Here is an 18,252-nt window from a genome sequence, read left to right on the forward strand (position 1 = left end):
TCTCTCGGGTCAGGCGCCGAGCTGCGAGGCGAACTGGGCCGACTCGAGGCGAGCCTTCACGGCACCCAGGAAGCGAGCCGCGTCGGCACCGTCGATGATCCGGTGGTCGTACGAGAGCGCGAGGTACACGTAGGACCGGATGGCGATCGCGTCTGCGCCGCCGACCTTGACCAGGCCCGGACGCTTGACGACCGTGCCCGTGCCGAGGATCGCGGACTGCGGCAGGAAGACGACGGGAGTGTCGAACAGCGCGCCACGCGAACCGGTGTTGGTCAGCGTGAACGTGCCACCGGCGAGCTCGTCGGGCTTCAGCTTGTTGTCGCGGGTCCGGGCGGCGAGGTCGGCGATCTCGTGTGCGATCTGCGCGATGTTCTTCGACGCGGCGTCACGCAGCACGGGGGTGAGCAGACCGCGCTCGGTGTCGACCGCGATCGAGACGTTCTCGCTGGCGGGGTAGACGATGTTCTCGCCGTCGACCGTCGCGTTCACGATCGGGAACGCCTGGAGGGCCTCCGCGGTCGCGAGGGCGAAGAACGGCAGGAAGGAGAGCTTGTCGCCCGTCTTCTCCAGGAACGACGCCTTGACGCTGTCGCGGTACTCGGCGAGAGCCGTGACATCGACCTCGACGACCGTGGTTAGCTGGGCCGTCTGCTGCATCGACTCCACCGCACGCTTGGCGAGGACCTTGCGCAGACGTGACATCGGCTGAGTGGTGCCGCGCAGCGGGGAGACCTCGAGCGGGGCAGGAGCGGGAGCCGCTGCCGCAGCCGGTGCTGCCGACGCGGTCTCCGCAGCCTTGAGGACGTCTTCCTTGCGGATGCGACCGCCCACGCCGGTTCCGGTGACGGAGGCCAGATCCACGCCCTGCTGGGAAGCCAGGCGACGCACGAGCGGCGTCACGTACAGGTTGTCGTTCTCGGTCGGGAGTGCCAGCTTCGACTCGGCCGGAGCCGCAGCGGCAGCAGGTGCCGGAGCAGCCGGAGCCGGGGCGGCGGGTGCCGGAGCCGCAGCGGGAGCCGGTGCGGCCGGAGCAGCGGCGGGTGCCGGTGCAGCCGGAGCCTCAGCAGCAGGTGCCGGTGCGGTGGCTGCCTCAGCGGCGGGAGCCGGAGCGGCGGCTGCCGGTGCAGCACCGGAGCCGACGCGGGCCAGGACGGCGCCGACCTCGACGGTCTCGTCCTCACCGGCGATGATCTCCTGGAGAACGCCGGCGACCGGCGACGGGATCTCGGTGTCGACCTTGTCGGTGGAGATCTCGAGGAGGGCCTCATCGACCTCGATGCTGTCGCCGACCTGCTTCAGCCAGCGGGTCACGGTGCCCTCGGTGACGCTCTCACCCAGCTCGGGGAGAACGATGTCGGTCGCATCGCCGGCGGGCGCGGACTCGGCGGCGGGAGCCGGAGCCTCTGCGGCGGGTGCGGGCTCGGCCGGTGCAGCCTCGGCGGCCGGTGCAGCCTCGGGAGCCGGTGCGGCCTCGGCGGCAGGCGCCGCGGCGGCAGGGGCATCCTCGGCGGGTGCCGCGCTGCTGCCGTCGCCGATGCGGGCGAGGAGGGCGCCGACCTCGACGGTCTCGTCTTCGGCCACGAGGATCTCCTCGATGACGCCGCTGACGGGGGAGGGGATCTCGGTGTCGACCTTGTCGGTCGAGATCTCGAGCAGGCCCTCATCCGCCTGCACGGTGTCTCCCACCTGCTTGAGCCAGCGGGTGACCGTACCCTCTGTGACGCTCTCGCCGAGAGCGGGGAGGACGACGGATGTGCTCATGACTGAGTCTCCTTCAAGGTTGTATGACGCTTGTCTAGCTTAGTGACTCGGGCACCGGTTGGTGCTCAGAGGGCGTGCAGGGGCTTGCCGGCCAGGGCGAGGAAGGCCTCGCCGAGGGCCTCGCTCTGGGTCGGGTGGGCATGGATCAGGGGGGCGATGTCCTCGGGGTGCGCTTCCCAGGCGACGGCGAGCTGGCCCTCGGTGATGAGCTCTCCGACGCGATCGCCGAGGAGGTGGACACCGACGACGGGGCCGTCCTTGAGACGGACCACCTTGACGAGTCCGCTCGTCCCGATGATCTCGCTCTTGCCGTTCCCGGCGAGGTTGTACTCGTACGCCACGACCGCGTCCGCGCCGTGCTCGGCGACGGCGGCTTCCTCGGTCACGCCGACCGAGGCGACCTCGGGGCTCGAGTAGGTCACCTTCGGGATCTGCACGTCGGGGATGTTGGCGGGGGAGAGCCCCGCGATCCGCTCCGCGACGGCGATGCCCTGCTGGAAGCCGCGGTGCGCGAGCTGGAGGCCGGGCACGATGTCGCCGACGGCCCACACACCGGGAACGCCGGTGCGCAGGTTCTCGTCGACCGTCACGAAGCCGCGGTCGAGGACGACGCCGGCCTCCTCGAAGCCGAGGTCGGCCGTGACGGGGCCGCGTCCGACCGCCACGAGGAGGTAGTCGGCCGTGAACTCCTTGCCGTCTTCCAGGGTGACGGTGACGGACGTGTCGTCCTGGACCGCGTTCTGGAATCGCGTGCCGAGGGAGTACTGGATGCCGCGACGACGGAACGCCCGCTCCAGGCCCTTGCTGAGGGCGATGTCCTCGTTCGGGACGAGGTGCGGCAGCGCCTCGATGATCGTGACCTCGGAGCCGAAGGAGCGCCAGACGCTGGCGAACTCGACGCCGATCACGCCCCCGCCGAGGATGAGCACCCGCTCCGGGATGACGTCGAGGGCGAGGGCCTGCTCGCTCGTGAGGATGCGCCCGCCGATCTCGAGGCCGGGCAGTGAGCGGCTGTAGGAACCGGTGGCGAGGATGACGTCCGCGCCCACGTACCCGTCGTCGCCGACGCTGACGCTGTGGTCGGGGTTGAGCCGGCCGAGTCCGGCGACCGTGGTGATGCCGCGGGCCTTGACGAGCCCCTCGAGACCCTTGAACTTCTTCGCGACGATCCCTTCGCGGTACGCGCGGACGCCGGCGGGGTCGATGCCCTCGAGCGTCGCGGTCACGCCGACGGATGCGGCGTCGCGCACGTGCTCGGCGACCTCCGCCGCGTGCAGCAGCGCCTTCGTCGGGATGCAGCCGCGGTGCAGGCAGGTGCCGCCGACCTTGTCCTTCTCGATCAGGGCGACGGACTTGCCGAGCTCACTCGCACGCAGCGCCGCGGCGTAGCCGCCGCTGCCGCCGCCCAGGACGACGATGTCGAAGGTGTGGGTTGTCATGTGTCATGCCTCCTTGTGGGATGCTGCGGCGAAGGCGACGATCGATCGGACCATCGCCCCCGTGGGGCCCTTCTCGGTGAAGCCGTACGGCGATCCGCCGTGCTCGCCGGAACCGGCGATGTCGAGGTGCACCCAGGGGATGCGCGGGGCGTCCTCGGCCTCGGAGGTGCGTCCGACGAAGCGGCGCAGGAAGAGGCCGGCGAACGACGCGCCACCCATCCGGTCGCCCATGTTCGCGTTCTGCAGGTCGGCGATGGGGGACTCGAGCGACTCCTCCATGTACGCCGGCAGGGGCATGTGCCAGGCCGGCTCGGCGACCTGCTCGGCGGCGGTGAGGAACTCGGCGACCGTGTCGTCGTCGCCGAACACGCCCGTGTGCCGGTGCCCCAGGGCGGCGACGATCGCACCCGTGAGCGTGGCGACGTCGATGATCACGTCGGGCTGCTCGCGGCTCGCGGCGACCAGTCCGTCGGCGAGCACCAGGCGGCCCTCGGCATCCGTGTTCTGCACCTCGACGGTCGTGCCGTCGAGGATGCGGATCACGTCGCCGGGGCGCAGCGCGCGGCCGGAGGGCATGTTGTCCGTGATGCACAGCCACGCGGTCACGTGCACCGGGAGCTCCAGCGCGGCGATCGCACGGAGCGCGGCGAGGGAGGTGGCGGCTCCGGCCATGTCGAACTTCATCCCGACCATGGACGCGGCGGGCTTCAGCGAGAGACCGCCGGTGTCGAAGGTGATGCCCTTCCCGACCAGCGCGATGTGACGGGTGGCACCGGCGGGGGCGTAGTCCAGACGCACCAGGCGCGGAGGACGGTCCGACCCCTGACCCACGCCGAGGATGCCGCCGAAGCCCTTCTCGGCGAGAGCCTTCTCGTCGAGGATCTCCACCGTGACGTCGAGGTCGGCGACGCTCTCCACGGCGCTCTCCGCGAGCTGAGCGGGGCTCTGCCACTCGGCGGGCACGTTCACGAGGTCCTTGATGAGGGCGACGGCGTCGCCGATCACCTGCGCGTGCGTAGCGTCCGCATCGTCGAGAGCAGCGTGGAGGGTGACCGCGGTCGCCCGGGTCTTCCCCTTCTCAGTGCGGTAGCCGTCGAAGCGATGACCGCCGAGCACGGCGCCCTCGGCAGCGGCGGCGGCGAACGGCTCGAGGCCGTCGGCGAGAGCGAGCGACACGGTGTCGAATCCGGTGAGCGTGCGGAGGGCCGTGCCGGCGGCGTTGCGGATCGCGGCGGCATCCGGCTTGTCGCCCGCACCGACCACGGCGAAGGGCAGGGACGTCACCTCCGGCGCGTACACGCGGGTGAAGGATCCTGCCGAGCCGGTGAACCCGATGCCGGCCAGCGCGTCGGCGAGGCCGGGATAGGCGGCCAGCGATTCCGCCGACTCGGTGAGAGTGGAGACGACGAGCACTGCGGCATCTGCAGCGCTTCCGGGGAACTGATCGGTGGTGTGCGAGAGCACGGGAAGCGTCATGCTTCCATCCTAGGATCTTCGCCGCAGCATGGTCGCGCGCCCTCCCTGCGCGTGTTCGCTCTCAGCATGATGCGCCGCGCCCCCTCGTCCGGACCTGCTCGTAGCATGGAGACATGCCCTTCTCCGGTGAGATCCACGAACGCGTCGCGAATGCGCCCGAGGTGCCGCACGGCCTTCCGCTGGTGCTGCTGCTCACCGGTTTCACGGATGCGGGGAGCGCGGTCTCCGGACTGATCGACCACCTCCGGGAGACCGCTTCTCCGGAGCCGATCGTCGTCTTCGACAACGACGTGCTCCTCGACTACCGCGCGCGCCGTCCGGTGATCTCGTTCGATCAGGACCACCTCACCGAGTTCCGGCCGCCGCGTCTCGAGCTCTCGCTCGCGACGGACGCCCTGGGGCGCCCGTTCCTGCTGCTGGCCGGCTACGAGCCGGACTTCGCCTGGAACGTCTTCGCGAGCACGGTCCTCGCCCTCGCCAGCGAGTTCGAGGTGTCGGGTCTGCACTGGGTGCACTCGATCGCCATGCCCGTTCCCCACACGCGCCCGATCGGCACCACGGTCAGCGGCAACCGTCGGGAGCTCACCGTGGCGCATTCGGTGTGGCGGCCGCGCACGCAGGTGCCGGCGACCGCGGGCCACCTCCTCGAGTTCCGTTTCGTCGAGCGCGGCGACCGTGCGGTGGGCTTCGTGCTGCTCGTTCCCCACTACCTCGCCGAGACCGAGAACCCGGACGCGGTCATCGCCGCGGCCGAACGACTGATGGCGTCCACGGGCCTCGTGCTGATGCTCGACGCCGTGCAGGAGCGCCGCGAGGACTACCTCTCCCGCGTCGACGAGCAGGTCGCGGGCAACGACGAGCTCCAGCAGATGGTGCACAACCTCGAGCGCCGCTACGACGCCTACATGGCAGGGCGCAACCCCGACGACGGGACCTACGACGAGGGCGGATTCAGCGAGCGCGACCTGCCCAGCGCCGACGAGCTGGCGGCCGAACTCGAGCGCTACCTCGCCTCCCGGCCCTCGGGCGATGAGGACAAGCCGGGTCGCGGCTGACGCCGATCGGAGCGAACTTCGCCGGAATGCGTCCGCATCGCCACACGTGTGCGATACTAGGACTCTGACCCGTTGTCAATCAGTGTTTTCGAGCATTGGACTTGACAAGGGTCTTACTAGTGTCCGAAATGTCCCGGGGCTACACAGCAGCTCCGTGAAAGGCGAAACGTGACTCCTGCCACGACGAAGAACACCCGGACGAAGAAGGCTGCCGAAGAGACGACCGCCGACGCTCCGGTCGAGGCCGATGCGCCCGAGAAGCCCGCGCCCCTGAGCGCGGCGAAGCGTGCTGCCGCGAAGCGCGCCCCTGTCAAGAAGAAGAAGTCCGAGGACGTCGTCGAAGAAGACGAGGCTCCCGTCGTGGCTGCTGCCGAGGACGAGGAGGACGAGGACGCGAAGCCGAAGTTCACCGAGCCCCTCCCGACCGGCGCGATCGTCATCTCGTCGAACGATGACGAAGACGTCCCGGTCTACTCGACGCAGATCACCGGTGCGACGGCCGACCCCGTCAAGGACTACCTGAAGCAGATCGGAAAGGTCGCGCTGCTGAACGCGGCCGAAGAGGTCGAGCTCGCCATGCGGATCGAAGCGGGTCTCTTCGCCGAGGAGAAGCTGTCGGCGATGACCGCTGCCGAGAAGACCAGCCAGCTCGGTCTCGACCTGCAGTGGGTCGCCCGTGACGGTCAGCGTGCGAAGAGCCACCTGCTCGGCGCCAACCTCCGTCTCGTCGTCTCGCTCGCCAAGCGCTACACGGGCCGTGGCATGCAGTTCCTGGACCTGATCCAGGAGGGCAACCTCGGTCTCATCCGCGCGGTGGAGAAGTTCGACTACACCAAGGGCTTCAAGTTCTCGACGTACGCCACCTGGTGGATCCGTCAGGCGATCACCCGCGCGATGGCCGACCAGGCTCGCACGATCCGCATCCCGGTGCACATGGTCGAGGTCATCAACAAGCTCGCCCGCGTGCAGCGGCAGATGCTGCAGGACCTCGGTCGCGAACCCACTCCGGAAGAGCTCAGCCGCGAGCTGGACATGACGCCGGAGAAGGTCGTCGAGGTGCAGAAGTACGGCCGCGAGCCGATCTCCCTGCACACGCCGCTCGGTGAAGACGGAGACAGTGAGTTCGGTGACCTCATCGAGGACACCGAGGCCGTGGTTCCCGCCGACGCCGTGGGCTTCACCATGCTGCAGCGTCAGCTGGAGCAGCTGCTGGACTCGCTCTCCGAGCGCGAGGCGGGCGTGATCCGCATGCGCTTCGGACTGGGCGACGGTCAGCCGAAGACGCTCGACCAGATCGGCGACACGTTCGGTGTGACGCGTGAGCGCATCCGCCAGATCGAGTCCAAGACCATGGCGAAGCTCCGTCACCCGAGCCGTTCGCAGTCGCTGCGGGACTACCTCGAGTGATGCAGGCGAACGACGGCAAGGCGCTCGAGGCGAGCGTCGACGGAAAGAGCTATGCGCGCATCCCGCTGCGCACCCGTGTGGTCATGCCGGACGACGATCTCGACGCGATCATCACCGAGTACGCGAAGGATGCCGTGCAGCCGGGCGACCTGCTGTTCGTGACCGAGAAGATCGTGGCGATCACGCAGGGACGGTCGTACCGTCTCGACGAGATCAAGCCGCGCAAGCTCGCGCTGTTCCTCTCGAAGTACGTCACGCGCACGCCCTACGGCATCGGACTCGGCATGCCCGAGACGATGGAGATGGCGCTGCGGGAGTGCGGCACGCCGCGCATCCTGTTCGCCTCGGCCGTGGCCGCCGTCACCAAGGCGTTCGGTCGCCGTGGTGACTTCTACCGCATCGCGGGCGACAAGGCGCGGGCGATCGACGGTCCCACGAAGCACACCATCCCGCCCTACAACGAGGCGGTCGTGCTCGGACCGAAGGACCCCGACGGCGTCGCGGCACATCTGAAGAAGCTCATCGGCGGTCAGGCCGAGGTCGCAGTGGTCGACATCAACGACCTGGGCGGCAACATCCTCGGATCGACGCTCGACAAGGACGGCGAGCGTCGTCTGGTCAAGATCCTCGGCGACAACCCGCTCGGCCAGGGCCTCGAGTCCACGCCGCTCGGCATCGTCCGCGCGAGCTGACCCGCACGAACCCATGAAGAAGGCCCCGGATGCTCGGCATCCGGGGCCTTCTCGCTGTCTCAGAAGCCGATGACCTTGCGGTAGCGCGGCTTGTGACCGGTACGGATGCCGGTGACGCTGGGCTTGTTCTCGTACACGCCGGCACCCCAGTTGCCCTCGACGAGGACCGGGCCGTCGGGGGAGACGACGATGTCCCAGCCGACGTACTGCACCTGCGGCACGACCCGGGCGACGTCGTCGATGAACGCTCGGACCTCGTCCATGTAGGGGAGCTGGAAGTCCGCGATCCGGAAGCCGGAGTCGGGGTGCGTCTCGTGCACGTGGCCGTGCGAGTCGTATCCGGCGCCCACGGCGTGGCCGTTCTCGTCGAGCATCGTGTAGAAGCCGCCGAACGTCATCTGGTCGCTCACGGCGCCGCGACCGAACTTCTGGGCCATCGCCAGAATGTGCGCCTTCTCACCGTCGAAGAACGCGGTGATGCGGGTCGTGTTCACGGTGCCGGGGCACACCGCCGCGAGGGCGTCGTGCTGACGGATGACCTCTTCGATGAGCAGCTCTCCGCGCGTCAGCAGACCGCGGTGGAACTCTTCCCAGTCCTCGATGTCGGCGGCGTGGTAGCGGTGCACACCGGTGCCGGCCTGCCCCACCGGCTCCTTCGTGACGATCGTGCCGAGGCGCTGGGTGAGCTCGCGCACGGCATCCGCGTTGCCCTCCTCGACGACCATCCACTCGCGCTTCAGGAAGGGGGCGAACTGCTTGTCGAACTCGACCTTGTCCTGGAAGATCCAGCGATAGTCGGGGTGGTCGTACCGCTGCGAGAGCTGGTTCGACACCGGGTGGGTCATGTACGTCTCGCGCTCCGCCTTCGTGAGCATGGCGAAGTCGTAGTCGATGTAGTCCTGGAAGCCGACGTTGTGCCGGGCGGCGGACCACAGCATGTCGACGACGATGGCGGGAACGGCCTTGTGGTGCTGTTCCGACGCCTCCTTGGCGCGTTCCACCACCGATCCGACATCGATGCGGCGGGCACGTCCCAGCAGATAGCGGATGCGGGGCGCGAGGGAAAGACGAGACATGTGGCTCCAGGGTCGGGGTCACCACCAGTCTACGGGGGCATCGCAGGTCGACCTGGGAGCCGGAAGCTAGGCTGGAGCACGTGTGCGAGACGACTTCCAGCTCCCTGCCGCGCGCGGTGATCTCCCGCTCGGCCCTGGCTGCAGCGGCCTCTGCGGCGGTTCTCGAGGGCGGTCGCGTGGCCGATCTCCGCCGCGATGCCTGGGGCCACGGTCTCCTCGCGGTCGCTCAGGCGGTGACCGCGGCGGGAGCGGAGCGCGTGCTCGTCGACGCGCCGGGCGAGGTCGAAGCCCTCCACCTCGAGGGCATCGTCGGCACCACGACGGGTGAGCCCGACATCGATTCGTCACTCCTCTACGGCCTGCCGGACACCGCGGGTGCGCTCGCGACGCGTCCGGTCATGCGTCTGACGGGACGAGTGCTCTCCACCAAGCGCCTGCGCCCCGGAGACGCCGTCTCCTACGGCTACACGTTCCGCGCGACGGAAGACACCACGGCCGCCCTGGTGACGGGCGGCTACGCGCAGGGGATCGTGCGGGCTCTCGGGAACAACGCCCACGTCGAGATCGACGGAATCGCCCGCCCCATCGTCGGGAGGGTCGCGATGGACGTCTGCGTCGTCGACCTCGAAGGCGGAGACGCGGAGGTGGGGACCGAGGTCACCTACTTCGGCGGGGAGGGCCCTGCAGCGGCGGGCATCGCGCGCTGGGCCGACATCACCGGGATGGAATCCGCGGAGCTGGTCACCGTGGCCGGGGCGCACGCCGTCCGGGGGTGGGAAGCATGACGCGCCCCGAGCTCCGTCTGAGCAGCAGCGTCTTCCGCGCGAACATCGCCGCCGTGCAGGCGCGCGTGTCCCCGTCGACGCTCATGCTCGTGCTCAAGGACGACGCCTACGGACACGGGCTCGCGTGGGCGGTCGAGAACGCCGTACAGGCAGGGGTCGACTCGTTCGGCAGCTATGACATCCGCAGCGGCCTCTCCGTGCGGCGGATCGTCGGCGGAGACGCCAGGATCTTCGCCTGGGCGACATCGACGGACGCCGAGATCGATGAGGCCCTGATGCAGAGCATCGACCTCGGGGTCGGGACGGTCGAGTATCTGCGGCGGATCATCGCGCGTGCGGAGGCCCTGGGGTCGCGAGCCCGGGTGCATCTGAAGATCGACACCGGGCTGCACCGCAACGGCGTGCTGCCGGAAGACTGGGAGTCCGCCGTCGCCGAGGCTCGACGTGCGGAGGCCGCCGGTCTCCTGGAGCTCGTCGGCGTGTGGAGCCATATCGCCGAGGCGAGTGACGCCGACGACGACGACGCGCAGAAGGTCTTCCTGGACGCCGTCCGCGTCGCGGGGGAGTCCGGTCCGACGCCGACGGCCCTCCACCTCACCGCATCGGCGGCGTCCTGGTGGCGGCCGGAGCTGCGGGGGACCGTGTCGCGCATCGGCGCGTTCTGCTACGGCGTCCGCTCCGCAGATGGTCCGGAGCTCGAAGGGATACGCCCGGCGGCGACGCTCGTGGCCCCGGTCGTCGAGACGACGGACGACGAGACGACGGACAGCGAGGTGCGGATCGGGATCGGGAGCTTCGACGGTCTGCCCTCGACGGTGCGTGGCGCGAGCGTCGGGACCCCCGGCGGAGCCAGGGCGCTGCGGGAGGTGGGTCACACCTCGTCGGTGGTCGACGGCTGGCCCGGCGCCCGCGTCGGTGACGAGGTCGTGCTCTTCGGAGCGGGGGACGACGGAGAAGACTCCGCCACCGCCCTCGCCGAGAGGATCGACACCGTGGGTGAGGAGATCCTCACGAGGCTCACCGCACGGGTGCGCCGGGTCGTCGTGGACTGACCCGTCTCAGCAGACGATCAGACCGTCTCGACGAGACGGGCGGTCTCGTCGTGCCAGCTGGTGGCGATGCTGCGGAGCTTCTCTTCGTACTTGCGGCCGTGGTGGGCGCAGAACAGAAGCTCGGAGCCGTTCACCTCGGCAGCGATGTACGCCTGAGCGCCACAGGAATCACAGCGATCCATGGCCGTCAGACGGAACTCGACGGTGGAGGTGTCACGTTCGGTCGTTGCGTTCATCTCGGTGCCTCCTCGGGTGTCGGCTTCGCTTGGGGGATTTGGTCAATACAACCACGCCCCACCTGTACGCATGCCCGGTTTGCGGCGTGTTTCGCTCAGCGCGTACGCGGTGGGCCTCCCGTAGCCATCCGTGGGGAGTGTCTGCGGCTGGAGAGCGTCTGTCGAGAATAGACTCGGAGATTGTGAATGCCGAGTATTCCGCCCATCATCTCCAGGTGCTTGAGGGGCTTGAGGCTGTCCGCAAGCGCCCGGGCATGTACATCGGGTCGAACGGTTCGCCGGGCCTCATGCACTGCCTCTGGGAGATCATCGACAACTCCGTCGACGAGGCCGTCGCCGGCAACGGCACGAAGATCGACGTCATCCTGCACGCCGACGGCAGCGTCGAGGTGCACGACCTCGGTCGCGGCATCCCCGTCGACGTCGAGCCGCGCACCGGCCTGACCGGCGTCGAGGTGGTCTACACCAAGCTGCACGCCGGTGGAAAGTTCGGCGGCGGCTCCTACGCGGCATCCGGCGGTCTGCACGGCGTCGGCGCCTCCGTCGTGAACGCGTTGTCGGAGCGTCTCGACGTCGAGGTCGATCGCGGCGGCAAGACCTACGCCATGTCGTTCCACCGCGGCGAGCCCGGCATCTTCACGGACTCGGGGGAGAAGCGCCCGGACGCGCCGTTCACGCCGTTCGAGGAGAACAGCGAGCTGCGCGTCATAGGCAAGGCGCCGCGTGGCGTCACCGGAACTCGCGTGCGCTACTGGGCCGACCGGCAGATCTTCACCAAGGACGCCGCGTTCCAGCTCTCGGAGCTCGAGACGCGTGCGCGCCAGACCGCCTTCCTCGTCCCCGGGCTCGAGATCGTCGTCAAGGATGCACGGGCGGCGGGACAGGTCGTCCCGGTCCCGGACTCCGATGGCGAGACGACCGTCGTCGGGACCGACGAGACCTCATACCTGTACGAGGGCGGCATCTCCGAATTCGTGGACTACCTCGCGATCGATCCTCCCGTCACGGACACGTGGCGGATCCAGGGCGAGGGAACCTTCAAGGAGACCGTGCCGGTGCTGCAGGCCGATGGGCACATGATCGCCACGGAGGTCGAGCGCGTGTGCGCCGTCGACATCGCCCTGCGCTGGGGGACCGGCTACGACACCCGCGTCCGCTCGTTCGTGAACATCATCGCGACGCCCAAGGGCGGGACGCACCAGCAGGGCTTCGAGCAGGAGCTCCTGAAGGTGCTGCGGACGCAGGTCGAGCAGAACGCGCGTCGTCTGAAGGTCGGCAACGACAAGCTCGAGAAGGACGACGTCCTGGCCGGGCTGACGGCGGTGCTGACCGTCAACGTGCCCGAACCGCAGTTCGAAGGCCAGACCAAGGAGGTGCTGGGCACTCCGGCTGTTCGTCAGATCGTGGCGCAGGTGATCCGCAAGGACCTGGCGCAGCGGTTCAGCTCGACCAAGCGCGACGACAAGAACCAGGCCACGCAGCTGCTGGACAAGATCGTCTCCGAGATGAAGGCCCGCGTCTCGGCGCGTGCGCACAAGGAGACCCAGCGTCGCAAGAACGCCCTGGAGTCCTCGACGCTGCCGACCAAGCTCGTCGACTGCCGCACGAACGAGGTCGAGCGCAGCGAGCTCTTCATCGTGGAGGGCGACTCGGCTCTCGGCACAGCCAAGAACGCGCGCAACAGCGAGTTCCAGGCGCTGCTCCCGATCCGAGGGAAGATCCTCAACGTGCAGAAGGCCTCGGTCGGCGACATGCTGTCGAACACCGAGTGCGCATCGATCATCCAGGTGATCGGCGCCGGCTCCGGACGCACCTTCGACATCGATGCGGCGCGCTACGGCAAGGTGATCCTGATGAGCGACGCCGACGTCGACGGCGCACACATCCGCACGCTGCTGCTGACGCTCTTCTTCCGCTACATGCGACCGCTGATCGAGCACGGCCGTGTGTTCGCCGCGGTCCCGCCGCTGCACCGCGTGATCGTGATGAACCCCGGGTCCAAGCCGAACGAGACGATCTACACCTACAGCGAGCAGGAGATGCACGCGCTGCTGACGAAGCTCCGCAAGGCGGGCAAGCGCTGGCACGAGCCGATCCAGCGCTACAAGGGTCTCGGTGAGATGGACGCGGAGCAGCTGGCGAACACGACCATGGACCGCTCCGGGCGACTCCTGCGCCGCGTGCGCATGGAGGATGCCGAGGCCGCCGGCCGCGTGTTCGAGCTGCTCATGGGCAACGAGGTCGCCCCGCGCCGCGAGTTCATCATCGACTCCTCCGACCGGCTCTCCCGCGAGTCCATCGACGCGTGAGTCCGAGGAGATGAAGAGAGCCGGCCCGGTCGATACCGGGCCGGCTCTCTTCGTTCGAGCGGTCGTCGTTCCGCTCGGCGATCAGACGATCGTGCGGCCGATGGATCCGATGACGCCCTCGACGGGCTGACCGGAGGCGTCGCGGCGCGCACCGAGCTCGGGGAGCTTGCGCACCGCGCCGGTCGGGTCCACGGCCTGCGGCGGGTTCGGACCGACCCAGGCGACCGTGAGACGGTCCTCGCCCTTCAAGAAGGCGTGTGCGCGTACACCGCCGGTGGCACGGCCCTTCGCCGGGTACTCCGTGAACGACGTCACCTTGGCGCGTCCCGGCTCGGTTCCGGGGAGGGCGCTGTCGGCACCGGAGACCGTGGCCACGACGGCCTCGACCGCCGGGTCCACGACGCCGAAGAACAGGACCGATGCGCCGGCGCCGAGCTTGATGCCGGCCATGCCGCCCGCGGGGGCACCCTGGGGGCGGACCGACGACGCGGCGAAGTGCAGCAGCTGCGCATCCGTCGTGACGAACACGAGCTCGGCGTCGTCCGGAGCCTCGGCCGCACCGACGACGGTGTCGCCGGGCTTCATGCCGATGACCTCGAGGTCAGGACGCACGGGGAGGGTGGACGGGACGATGCGCTTGACCGTGCCCTGGGCCGTGCCGAGCGCGATCGGCGTCTCGCTGTCGAACCGCACGAAGCCGAGGATCCGCTCACCCTTGGCGGTGATGCCGAGGTAGTCGCGCAGCGGAGTCCCCGCGGCCAGCTGCACCGAGGTGGAGGGCACGGACGGGAGATCGACGGGCGAGAAGCGCACGACACGGCCGAGGTTCGTCAGCGCACCGAGCTCGGCGCGGACCGTGGTCTCGACCGTCGTGAGGATGGCGTCGTGCTTGCTGCGGCGAGCCGGGACGGTCAGCTCCTGACCCTCGCCGAGGTCGACGCGCACGGCGCGGCCGGTGGTCGAGAGCACGAGGACGGTCGGCGCGTCGGCGATCTGCAGGTCGACCGCTCCCTTGGTCGCTCGCGGCTTCGGGGGAGCGGCGTTCATGAGCAGCGTGCGCCGCGGGGTGCCGTAGGCATCGGCCGCGGCATCCAGCTCGCGGGCGACCGCGGCGCGGAGCAGCACGGGGCTTCCGAGCAGTTCGCGGAGCGCGGCGATCTCCGCCAGCAGCGCGTCGCGCTCGCTCTCCAGCTCGATGCGGGAGAACTTGGTCAGGCGACGAAGCCGCAGCTCGAGGATGTACTCCGCCTGCAGCTCGCTCAGGTCGAAGACGGAGCGCAGACGCGTGCGGGCCTGCTCCGAGTCGTCGGACGAGCGGATGACCTGGATGACCTCGTCGATGTCGAGGATCGCGATGAGCAGCCCCTCGACGAGGTGCAGACGCTCTTCCCGACGGGCGAGACGGTAGCGGCTGCGGCGCGTGATCACCTCGAGGCGGTGACCCACGTAGACGCTCAGCATCTCCTTGAGCCCGAGGGTGCGCGGCTGGCCGTCGACCAGGGCCACGTTGTTGATGCTGAAGGAGTCCTCCAGCGGCGTGAGGCGGTACAGCTGCTCGAGGACGGCGTTCGGGTCGAATCCGGTCTTCACGCCGATCGCGACGCGCAGACCGTGATTGCGGTCGGTGAGGTCGGTGACGTCGCTGATGCCCTGCAGCTTCTTGGCCTGCACCGCATCGCGGATCTTCTCGATCAGGCGCTCGGGGCCCACCATGTACGGCAGCTCCGAGACGATGATTCCGGTGCGGCGTGGACCGAGCGGCTCGATCGACGTCTTGCCGCGGACCTTGAGGGCGCCGCGTCCGTTCGTGTACGCGTCCTTGACACCGTCGAGACCCATCAGGATGCCGCCCGAGGGGAAGTCGGGACCGGGCACGAACTCCATCAGGTCCTCGGTCGTGGCGTCCGGGTTCTCGAGCAGGTGCGTCGCCGCCGCCACGACCTCGATGAGGTTGTGCGGTGCCATGTTGGTCGCCATGCCGACCGCGATGCCGCTGGCGCCGTTGACCAGGAGGTTCGGGAAGGCGGCGGGCAGGACGGCGGGCTGCTGGAACTGACCGTCGTAGTTCGGGATGAAGTCGACGACGTCCTCGTCGAGGTTCTCGGTGAGGGCCAGGGCGGCCGCCGCGAGCCGCGCCTCGGTGTAACGCGCTGCAGCGGGGCCGTCATCGAGGGAGCCGAAGTTGCCGTGACCGTCGACCAGGGGCACACGCAGTGCCCACTCCTGTGCGAGGCGCACGAGTGCGTCGTAGATCGCGGAGTCTCCGTGCGGGTGGAGCTTTCCCATCACCTCGCCGACGACGCGCGCGCTCTTGACATGACCGCGATCGGGCCGCAGGCCCATCTCCGCCATCTGGTAGAGGATGCGGCGCTGCACGGGCTTCAGTCCGTCGCGCGCATCGGGCAGCGCGCGGGAGTAGATCACCGAATAGGCGTACTCCAGGAACGAGCCCTGCATCTCCGTCGAGAGATCGATGTCCTGGATGCGCTCCTCGACAGGCTCGGGCGGCGGGGTTTTCGGCATGGACTTCCTGAGGGCGTACGGGAGCCTGTGTCAGACTGGCTCGGATGTCCCTCATGCTACCGTCCGCACCCGCGAGCGCCCGGAGCGTCGTCGGGGTGGCGGGCGACCTGTTCGCCGCGCTCCGCGGCGAGTCCGAGGTGCTGCCGCGTGCGGAATCGGTCGTGCTGGTCGTGATCGACGGGCTCGGGGCGATCAGTCTGCGCGGTCACGCCGGGCACGCGCGCTCCCTGACGGCGGGGATGACGAAGAAGGATGTCGCGACGTCCGTCTTCCCGTCGACCACCGCAGCGGCGCTGACCAGCATCCTCACGGGGGTCTGGCCCGGTGAGCACGGCCTCGTCGGCTACCGGGTGCTCGACGCGAGCCGCGACGTGCTCGTCAACCAGCTGAGCGGATGGGAGACGGACGGCCTGGATCCGCTCACCTGGCAGCCCGCAGCCACCGTCTTCGAGCGTCTCGACGCGAAGGGTCACGAGAGCTTCGCCGTCGGTCTCGCGGCGTACGCGCACAGCGGCTTCACGAAGGCGACGCTGCGTGGAGCCCGGTTCTCTTCCGCAGCGACGGCGACGGAGCGCGTCCAGCTCGCGTATGAGCTCGCGCACACCCATCCGGGTTCGCTCGTCTACTGCTATCTTCCCGAGGTCGACAAGGCCGGGCACAAGCACGGGGTCGCCTCGGGCGAGTGGGTGGCCGCGCTGGAAGAGGTCGATGCCGCACTCGCCGCACGCGTCCCGCCCGGTGTGGGCGTGCTCGTCACCTCGGACCACGGCATGGTCGATGTCCCCGTCAACCGTCAGGTGATCCTCGAGGAGGAGCACCTCGCGGGTGTCCGCCACGTGGGCGGTGAGCCTCGCATGCTCCACGTGCATCTCGACGCCGAGGCGGACGGTGCCGCGGCGCTGGCTCGCTGGCGCGCGGACCTGGAAGGCGTGGCGGATGTGGTCACGCGCGCGGAAGCGATCGAGCACGGCCTGTTCGGGCCGACCGTCACGGCGGCGGCCGCATCACGGATCGGCGATGTGATGGCGATCGCCCGCGGTGCCTGGGCGATCTACGACGGGACGGCGGCCGACCAGCGCGGACGGGGCATGGTGGGCCAGCACGGTGCGCTCACCGCCGAGGAGCGGCAGGTGCCGGTGATCCGGCTCGGAGCCTTCGCGCGCTGAAGCCTGCGCCCGTGCCGGGACCCGGTGTGGGCGAGCAGACCGTCACTCGTCGGTGCGGGCTCCGAACACGATCTCGTCCCACGACGGCATGGCGTTCCGACGCCGCCGCCGACCACTCGTGTCGGCGGAGTCCGAGGGGGTCGCTGCGGGAGCGGGGGCCTGCGGAGGCTCCGGCTCGTCGTCGGACTGCTCGAACACCTCGAAGAGTGAGATCGGACTCGGTTCGTGGCGCTCGGAGTCCTCGTCCTCGTCCAGCAGGGGTGCCGTCTCGCGCTGTCCGCGGCGGCGGCGGAGAGCCTCCAGCAGGTCGGCGGTCTCCGGGTTCGTGGTCTGCGAGGAGGGCGCGCGCTTGATCGCGGCGTCCTGCGCGGCGACGTCGGAGCGCTCCGGGAGCGACGGGTCCTCGAACTCGCCGTCCGGCGCGGGGAGCAGACGCGGGCCGAAGGCTCCGGAGTCGAATCGGCTCTCGTCCTTGTACGGCGACGTGAGGCGGTCGGCCTCGACGGCGCGCAGGCGCGGGATCAGACCGTCCGGGAGAGAGCCCTGGCGGGAGAGCTGGGTGGCGTCCGCGTTCAGGGGCGAGAGCGCGCTGCGGCGCGGGTCGAAGCTCCAGCGGGCGTCGTGCTCGACGTCGTTGGCGGTGAACTCGAGCTTGACGGTCCAGCCGGAGTCCTCCTTCCAGCTCGCCCAGCGCTCCGACGTGGCCTCGATCTCGGCGAGTTTGGCGCGGACGGCGACCCCGAAGGTCGGCTGCGCGTCGGGTTCGACCTCGCTCCCGATGAGCACGGGCACGGCGAGCGCCTGCCCGATGATGTGCTCGCGCTCGGCGAGGACCGGTCCCTCGAATCGCGCCACGTCCTCGACGCTGATCCCGAGCAGCTCGGCGACCTCGGGGGCCGTGAGCCCTGCGCGGATCTGCGCCTGGATGTCGCGCGGGCTGGCCGCGAGCTTCTGCGCGGTCGGCTCGGCCTGGCGGGTGGCGCGACGGATCTCGCGCTGCAGCATGTCGTCGATGGGCAGCGCGAACCGCTCGCCCGACTCGGTCGCGAGTACGAGGACTCCTGCTTCTGTGCCGACGATGGTGACGTTTTCCATGCGAATGCCCCTCTGATGGGTGTGCGTTCATGGTGTCACGCGAGGGGCGCTCGGACCGGGAATACCCTGGGCGTGCCGTGAGTTTGCTCTGTCGCACGGACGAGCATTTGCGTTATGCCTTCGGGTCGTGCAAACTATGGCCGCCGAATACCCGACGGCGCACCACCCACTCGCACCATG

General features: G+C 69.5%; 14 protein-coding genes. 7 read left to right on the plus strand and 7 right to left on the minus strand.

The window, feature by feature from the left end:
* Positions 1 to 9: 9 nt before the first annotated feature.
* From sucB to AC07VM_RS15105, 3 genes are all read right to left on the minus strand, one after another.
* A complete protein-coding gene (sucB, locus tag AC07VM_RS15095; RefSeq protein ID WP_494912016.1) occupies positions 10 to 1,761 on the minus strand; it encodes a 2-oxoglutarate dehydrogenase, E2 component, dihydrolipoamide succinyltransferase in 1,752 nt (583 codons plus the stop codon).
* Between the two features lie 65 nt (positions 1,762 to 1,826).
* Positions 1,827 to 3,200, minus strand: coding sequence for a dihydrolipoyl dehydrogenase (gene lpdA / locus AC07VM_RS15100; RefSeq protein WP_494912017.1), 1,374 nt, complete (start codon positions 3,198 to 3,200; stop codon positions 1,827 to 1,829).
* Between the two features lie 3 nt (positions 3,201 to 3,203).
* Positions 3,204 to 4,676, minus strand: a complete 1,473-nt coding sequence (locus AC07VM_RS15105; protein WP_494912019.1) for a leucyl aminopeptidase — start codon at positions 4,674 to 4,676, stop codon at positions 3,204 to 3,206.
* A gap of 113 nt (positions 4,677 to 4,789) precedes the next feature.
* Here AC07VM_RS15105 and AC07VM_RS15110 point away from each other — a divergent pair, with 113 nt between their 5' ends.
* From AC07VM_RS15110 to AC07VM_RS15120, 3 genes are all read left to right on the plus strand, one after another.
* Complete coding sequence (locus AC07VM_RS15110) at positions 4,790 to 5,731, plus strand: proteasome assembly chaperone family protein (protein ID WP_267414773.1); 942 nt, start codon at positions 4,790 to 4,792, stop codon at positions 5,729 to 5,731.
* Between the two features lie 168 nt (positions 5,732 to 5,899).
* Positions 5,900 to 7,138, plus strand: a complete 1,239-nt coding sequence (locus AC07VM_RS15115) for an RNA polymerase sigma factor (RefSeq protein ID WP_267414770.1) — start codon at positions 5,900 to 5,902, stop codon at positions 7,136 to 7,138.
* Positions 7,138 to 7,830 carry a coenzyme F420-0:L-glutamate ligase gene (locus AC07VM_RS15120; protein WP_494912021.1) on the plus strand — a complete coding sequence of 231 codons (693 nt, stop codon included), beginning with the start codon at positions 7,138 to 7,140 and terminating at the stop codon, positions 7,828 to 7,830. Before AC07VM_RS15115 ends, AC07VM_RS15120 begins: the two co-directional genes overlap by 1 nt.
* A gap of 59 nt (positions 7,831 to 7,889) precedes the next feature.
* Here AC07VM_RS15120 and AC07VM_RS15125 read toward each other — a convergent pair whose 3' ends face one another.
* Positions 7,890 to 8,906, minus strand: a complete 1,017-nt coding sequence (locus AC07VM_RS15125; protein ID WP_494912023.1) for a sugar-transfer associated ATP-grasp domain-containing protein — start codon at positions 8,904 to 8,906, stop codon at positions 7,890 to 7,892.
* Between the two features lie 80 nt (positions 8,907 to 8,986).
* Between AC07VM_RS15125 and AC07VM_RS15130 the strand changes: the two genes are divergently transcribed.
* Positions 8,987 to 9,691 (plus strand): alanine racemase, encoded by a 705-nt coding sequence (locus AC07VM_RS15130; RefSeq protein WP_494912025.1) that lies wholly within the window; start codon positions 8,987 to 8,989, stop codon positions 9,689 to 9,691.
* The gene (locus AC07VM_RS15135) at positions 9,688 to 10,743 is read left to right on the plus strand and encodes an alanine racemase (protein ID WP_494912027.1); all 1,056 of its coding nucleotides are present in this window, start codon (positions 9,688 to 9,690) and stop codon (positions 10,741 to 10,743) included. Before AC07VM_RS15130 ends, AC07VM_RS15135 begins: the two co-directional genes overlap by 4 nt.
* 17 nt (positions 10,744 to 10,760) lie before the next feature.
* On the opposite strand, the gene AC07VM_RS15140 is transcribed toward AC07VM_RS15135, so the two are convergent.
* A complete protein-coding gene (locus tag AC07VM_RS15140; protein ID WP_021200689.1) occupies positions 10,761 to 10,979 on the minus strand; it encodes a DUF7455 domain-containing protein in 219 nt (72 codons plus the stop codon).
* Between the two features lie 182 nt (positions 10,980 to 11,161).
* On the opposite strand from AC07VM_RS15140, the gene AC07VM_RS15145 reads away from it, so the two are divergent.
* On the plus strand, positions 11,162 to 13,288 hold the full coding sequence (locus tag AC07VM_RS15145) for a DNA gyrase/topoisomerase IV subunit B (protein WP_494912029.1): 2,127 nt from the start codon (positions 11,162 to 11,164) through the stop codon (positions 13,286 to 13,288).
* 81 nt (positions 13,289 to 13,369) lie between these two features.
* Here AC07VM_RS15145 and AC07VM_RS15150 read toward each other — a convergent pair whose 3' ends face one another.
* Positions 13,370 to 15,811, minus strand: a complete 2,442-nt coding sequence (locus tag AC07VM_RS15150; RefSeq protein ID WP_494912031.1) for a DNA gyrase/topoisomerase IV subunit A — start codon at positions 15,809 to 15,811, stop codon at positions 13,370 to 13,372.
* 44 nt (positions 15,812 to 15,855) lie between these two features.
* Between AC07VM_RS15150 and AC07VM_RS15155 the strand changes: the two genes are divergently transcribed.
* On the plus strand, positions 15,856 to 16,977 hold the full coding sequence (locus AC07VM_RS15155; RefSeq protein WP_494912032.1) for an alkaline phosphatase family protein: 1,122 nt from the start codon (positions 15,856 to 15,858) through the stop codon (positions 16,975 to 16,977).
* A 42-nt stretch (positions 16,978 to 17,019) separates the two neighbouring features.
* Here AC07VM_RS15155 and sepH read toward each other — a convergent pair whose 3' ends face one another.
* A complete protein-coding gene (sepH, locus tag AC07VM_RS15160; protein WP_494912033.1) occupies positions 17,020 to 18,072 on the minus strand; it encodes a septation protein SepH in 1,053 nt (350 codons plus the stop codon).
* Positions 18,073 to 18,252 lie beyond the last annotated feature (180 nt).

It is taken from the genome of Microbacterium sp. GW821-FHT01D02 (genome assembly GCF_059422585.1).

Coding starts and splice junctions, on each gene's coding strand:
- sucB (WP_494912016.1), bottom strand. CDS start 1,761: ATGAGCACATCCGTCGTCCTCCCCGCTCTCGGCGAGAGCGTCACAGAG.
- lpdA (WP_494912017.1), bottom strand. CDS start 3,200: ATGACAACCCACACCTTCGACATCGTCGTCCTGGGCGGCGGCAGCGGC.
- AC07VM_RS15105 (WP_494912019.1), bottom strand. CDS start 4,676: ATGACGCTTCCCGTGCTCTCGCACACCACCGATCAGTTCCCCGGAAGC.
- AC07VM_RS15110 (WP_267414773.1), top strand. CDS start 4,790: ATGCCCTTCTCCGGTGAGATCCACGAACGCGTCGCGAATGCGCCCGAG.
- AC07VM_RS15120 (WP_494912021.1), top strand. CDS start 7,138: ATGCAGGCGAACGACGGCAAGGCGCTCGAGGCGAGCGTCGACGGAAAG.
- AC07VM_RS15125 (WP_494912023.1), bottom strand. CDS start 8,906: ATGTCTCGTCTTTCCCTCGCGCCCCGCATCCGCTATCTGCTGGGACGT.
- AC07VM_RS15135 (WP_494912027.1), top strand. CDS start 9,688: ATGACGCGCCCCGAGCTCCGTCTGAGCAGCAGCGTCTTCCGCGCGAAC.
- AC07VM_RS15140 (WP_021200689.1), bottom strand. CDS start 10,979: ATGAACGCAACGACCGAACGTGACACCTCCACCGTCGAGTTCCGTCTG.
- AC07VM_RS15150 (WP_494912031.1), bottom strand. CDS start 15,811: ATGCCGAAAACCCCGCCGCCCGAGCCTGTCGAGGAGCGCATCCAGGAC.
- AC07VM_RS15155 (WP_494912032.1), top strand. CDS start 15,856: ATGTCCCTCATGCTACCGTCCGCACCCGCGAGCGCCCGGAGCGTCGTC.
- sepH (WP_494912033.1), bottom strand. CDS start 18,072: ATGGAAAACGTCACCATCGTCGGCACAGAAGCAGGAGTCCTCGTACTC.